This window comes from Streptomyces palmae, assembly GCF_004684805.1.
GTDB lineage: Bacteria > Actinomycetota > Actinomycetes > Streptomycetales > Streptomycetaceae > Streptomyces > Streptomyces palmae.
On the sequence record NZ_SRID01000522.1, the window covers coordinates 1 to 3,701 of the forward strand.

Annotated in this window: 4 protein-coding genes; 2 read left to right on the forward strand and 2 right to left on the reverse strand. The window is 74.1% G+C overall.

Annotation, left to right across the window (positions count from 1 at the left end):
- Window positions 1-4: 4 nt before the first annotated feature.
- Window positions 5-970: a GlxA family transcriptional regulator gene (locus tag E4099_RS30300; RefSeq protein WP_245245316.1), complete on the reverse strand. Its 966-nt coding sequence runs from the start codon at window positions 968-970 to the stop codon at window positions 5-7.
- A 126-nt stretch (window positions 971-1,096) separates the two neighbouring features.
- On the opposite strand from E4099_RS30300, the gene E4099_RS30305 reads away from it, so the two are divergent.
- A complete protein-coding gene (locus E4099_RS30305) occupies window positions 1,097-1,714 on the forward strand; it encodes a cysteine hydrolase family protein (protein ID WP_135342311.1) in 618 nt (205 codons plus the stop codon).
- A 190-nt stretch (window positions 1,715-1,904) separates the two neighbouring features.
- On the opposite strand, the gene proC is transcribed toward E4099_RS30305, so the two are convergent.
- Window positions 1,905-2,714 (reverse strand): pyrroline-5-carboxylate reductase, encoded by an 810-nt coding sequence (gene proC / locus E4099_RS30310; protein WP_135342313.1) that lies wholly within the window; start codon window positions 2,712-2,714, stop codon window positions 1,905-1,907.
- Between the two features lie 419 nt (window positions 2,715-3,133).
- Here proC and E4099_RS30315 point away from each other — a divergent pair, with 419 nt between their 5' ends.
- Window positions 3,134-3,544, forward strand: a complete 411-nt coding sequence (locus E4099_RS30315) for a hypothetical protein (protein ID WP_135342312.1) — start codon at window positions 3,134-3,136, stop codon at window positions 3,542-3,544.
- Window positions 3,545-3,701 lie beyond the last annotated feature (157 nt).

Sequence of the window (3,701 nt, forward strand, 5' to 3'; positions counted from 1 at the left end):
GGGCTCAGGCGGGGGCGGGCTTGGCGGAGAACGCGGCGCGGTAGTCGCGCGGGCTGACGGCCAGGCGGGCGGCGAAGTGCTGCCGCATGGTGACTTCGCTGCCGAAGCCCGTACGGCGGGCCACCTCGGGGATGGCCAGGTCGGTGCGTTCCAGGAGCTTCTGCGCGGCGGCCAGGCGCTGCTCCAGCAGCCACCGGATCGGAGTGGTGCCGGTGGTGGCGGTGAAGTGGCGGGCGAAGGTACGGGGGGACATGCCCGCCCAGCCGGCCAGGTCGGAGACGGTGAGCGGTTCGTGGAGCCTGTTCAGCGCCCGTTCGCGTACCGCTGCCAGCGCGTCGGCGTCCCGGTCGGCGGCCGGGGTGGGGCGTTCGATGAACTGGGCCTGGCCGCCGGTGCGGAACGGCGCGGTGACCATGGCGCGGGCGATGGCCGCGGCGGTCTCGGCGCCATGGGCGGTACGGACCAGATGGAGGCAGAGGTCGATCCCGGCCGCGGTGCCGGCGGAGGTCCACACCCCACCGTCCTCGATGAACAGGGCGTCCGGCTCCACCCGGACGGCGGGGTACGCCTCCTGGAGACGTTCGGCGAGGTACCAGTGGGTGACCGCGCGGCGGCCGTCGAGCAGACCGGCCCGGGCGAGCACGAACGCCCCCGCGCAGAGCGAGGCGACCGGGGTTCCGGCGGCGTGGGCCCGGCGCAGCGCGTCCAGCACCGGCTCCGCTACCGGGACGGCCGGGTCCGCCACCCCGGGGACGACCACCAGATCGGCCTCTTCCAGCCAGTCCAGCCCGCGGTCCGGGGTGAGGCTGAATCCGCCCGGCATCGGTACGGGGCCCGGCTCGGCGGCGGCCCGGCCCAACTCGAACGGGGGTACCCCGCGGGCCTCCCGGGCGATGCCCCACACCTCGGTGATCACGGAGACGTCGAAGGGGCGGATGCCGGGGAAGGCGGTCAGTGCCACGCGGTACATGCCGCCCAGTGTGGCAAGCCCGGCGATCGGGGGACGGCCGGACGGCGGAGGGTGTGGCAGTAATCCATCGAACCGCGGCATTGCTGCCACTGTGCGGGTCGTGCGGCCGCGAGCAGCATGGAGGGCATGGAAATCATGGAGAACGCGGCGCTCATCGTGGTGGATGTCCAGAAGGGCTTCGAGGAGGAGTACTGGGGACGCCGGAACAATCCGGAGGCCGAGGAGAACATCGCCCGGCTCATCGACACCTGGCAGGCGTCCGGCCGGCCGGTCGTCTTCGTACGGCATGACTCGGCGGACTCGCGGTCCCCGCTGCGGACCGGCCACCCGGGCAACGACCTCAAGGACTTCGTGGCCGAGCGCCGGGGCAAGGGCAGCGGGCCCGAGGTACTGGTGACCAAGTCGGTGAACTCGGCGTTCTACGGAGAGCCGGACCTGGACGCCTGGCTGCGGGGGCTGGGCGCGGAGGGTGCGGACGGGGGCGCCGGGGAGGCGCGGCGTCAGCAGATCGTGATCGTCGGGATCCAGACGAACATGTGCAACGAGACCACCGCGCGGATGGGCGGCAACCTGGGCTACGAGGTGTTCTTCCCGCTGGACGCGATGCACACCTTCGACCTGGTCGGCCCCTTCGGCTGGACCGCGACCGCGGACGAGCTCGCCCGGGCCACCGCGGTGTCCCTGCACGGCGGACGGTTCGCGCAGGTCGTGACCACGGAGGAGCTGGTGGCCGCGGCGGGCTGACGTCCCGTGGGGCGGGCGCCGGCGGTGCGGTCGCCGGGCGCCCGGGCCCCAAGCACACGGTCGTCGCGGTGCGGGGGCGCCCGCAGGGCGGGCGATCACCAGCGGTGCGGGGCGCCCCGCACCGGGCCGGCTGGGGCCCGCCGGACCGGACGAGGCCAGGCCGTGCGGGGTCGCACCCCACCCCGGCGGGTCAGCCGTTGCCGGAGGCGAGTTCCTGGCTGCGGTCGCGGGCGGCCTCCAAGGCGGCGATGAGCGCGGCGCGCACCCCGTGCCGCTCCAGTTCGCGGATCGCGCTGATGGTGGTGCCCGCCGGGCTGGTCACCGCTTCCCGCAGCTTCACCGGGTGCTCACCGCTGTCCCGCAGCATCACCGCGGCGCCGATGGCCGCCTGCACGATCAGGTCGTGGGCCTTGTCGCGCGGCAGGCCGAGCAGGATCCCGGCGTCGGTCATCGCCTCGACCAGGAAGTAGAAGTACGCGGGTCCGGATCCGGAGAGCGCGGTGGCGGCGTCCTGCTGCGCCTCCGGGACCCGGAGCGTCTTCCCCACGCCGCCGAAGACCTCCTCGGCGTGCGCGAGGTGCTCGGCGGTGGCGTGGCTGCCCGCGGAGATGACCGACATCGCCTCGTCCACCAGGGCGGGGGTGTTGGTCATCACCCGTACCACCGGGATGCCGGCGGCCAGCCGGGCCTCCACGAAGGAGGTGGGGATGCCCGCCGCGCCGGAGATGACCAGCCGCCCGGCCGGCACATGCGGGGCGAGTTCGTCCAGCAGGGCGGCCATGTCCTGCGGTTTGACGGTGAGGATGAGGGTGTCGGCGGCCTTGGCGGCCTCGGCGTTGGAAACCGTCTCGACGCCGTAGCGGGCGCGCAGTTCGGCGGCCCGCTCCGAGCGGCGGGCGGTGACCAGTAGGTCGGACGGGGCCCAGCCGCCGCGGATCATCCCGCTGAGCAGTGCCTCGCCGATCTTTCCCGTGCCGAGCACGGCGACCTTCTGCGCCATGGTGTCGTTCACCTCGTCCGATGTGGTGCCTGTGCGGTGGTGCGTACGGGTGCTGCGTCGGTGCCGGCGCCAGGGTCCGTACCGGGTGCCGAACGGTGGGGCGGGGTGCGGAGCCAAGGGTTCCGGCCGCCGCCGGACGGCATCCCGCTCATCCTCGCACCCCAGGTGGCGGCGGGGCCCGAGCGTCCGGGTGGCGATACACGGCCGGGGCACCGACCGGTGCCCCGCGGGCCGATCCCCGCCCTCGCGGGCGCGTGGCGGGAGCTCGTTCGCGACGGCGTCCGCCGGGGCGAACGGAACTGATCCATCCCTTTTGCTGACTCCCCGTTTACACGTACGTAACGCAACGGCCGCACATCGACGCCGCACTCCCGACAGAATGAGGACCGGAAGTCGAGGTGCGCCGGAGGGGGGCGACCATGGCGGCGATCGCGCGTGCGTGCCGAATGGTGATGGTCACCGTCGCCGCGCTGCTCGCCGCCTTCCTGATCCTGGACTCCGCCGCGAACTCCGCGGTGGCGCAGTCGAGTTCGCGTGGCGGCCAGAGCGTCGGGAGCAGCTACACCGACGCCTCCCGGACCGCGGCCTCGCGCACCGTCGAAGTGCTGCCGACCGGCGAGCGGGACCTCGAGGGCCGCCGGCCCAGCCACGTCCCGCTCGCGGTGCCCGCCCCGCACGGCAAACACGGTTCCGTGTGCGAATGCGACGCGGGACGCCCCGGAACACCGGTTCGGTACGCCGCCACCGCGGCCACCGCCGCCCAGCGGTCCGGCGCCGGCGTGTCCCTCTCGGGCGAACTGTCCATCACCTTGCAGACCTTCCGCTGCTGAGTCGCCGCCCCGGCGGGCGCTGAGGGTTCGGGCACGTTGCTTTTCGCCGCGCCCCCTCGATCCGCCGGGTACGCCAGGTCTCCCGTCCCCATCCGGCCGACGCCTCGGTGCGCGGTGCCGTGCGGCAGGCGTGCCCTGGCGCGGCCGCGGACCCACC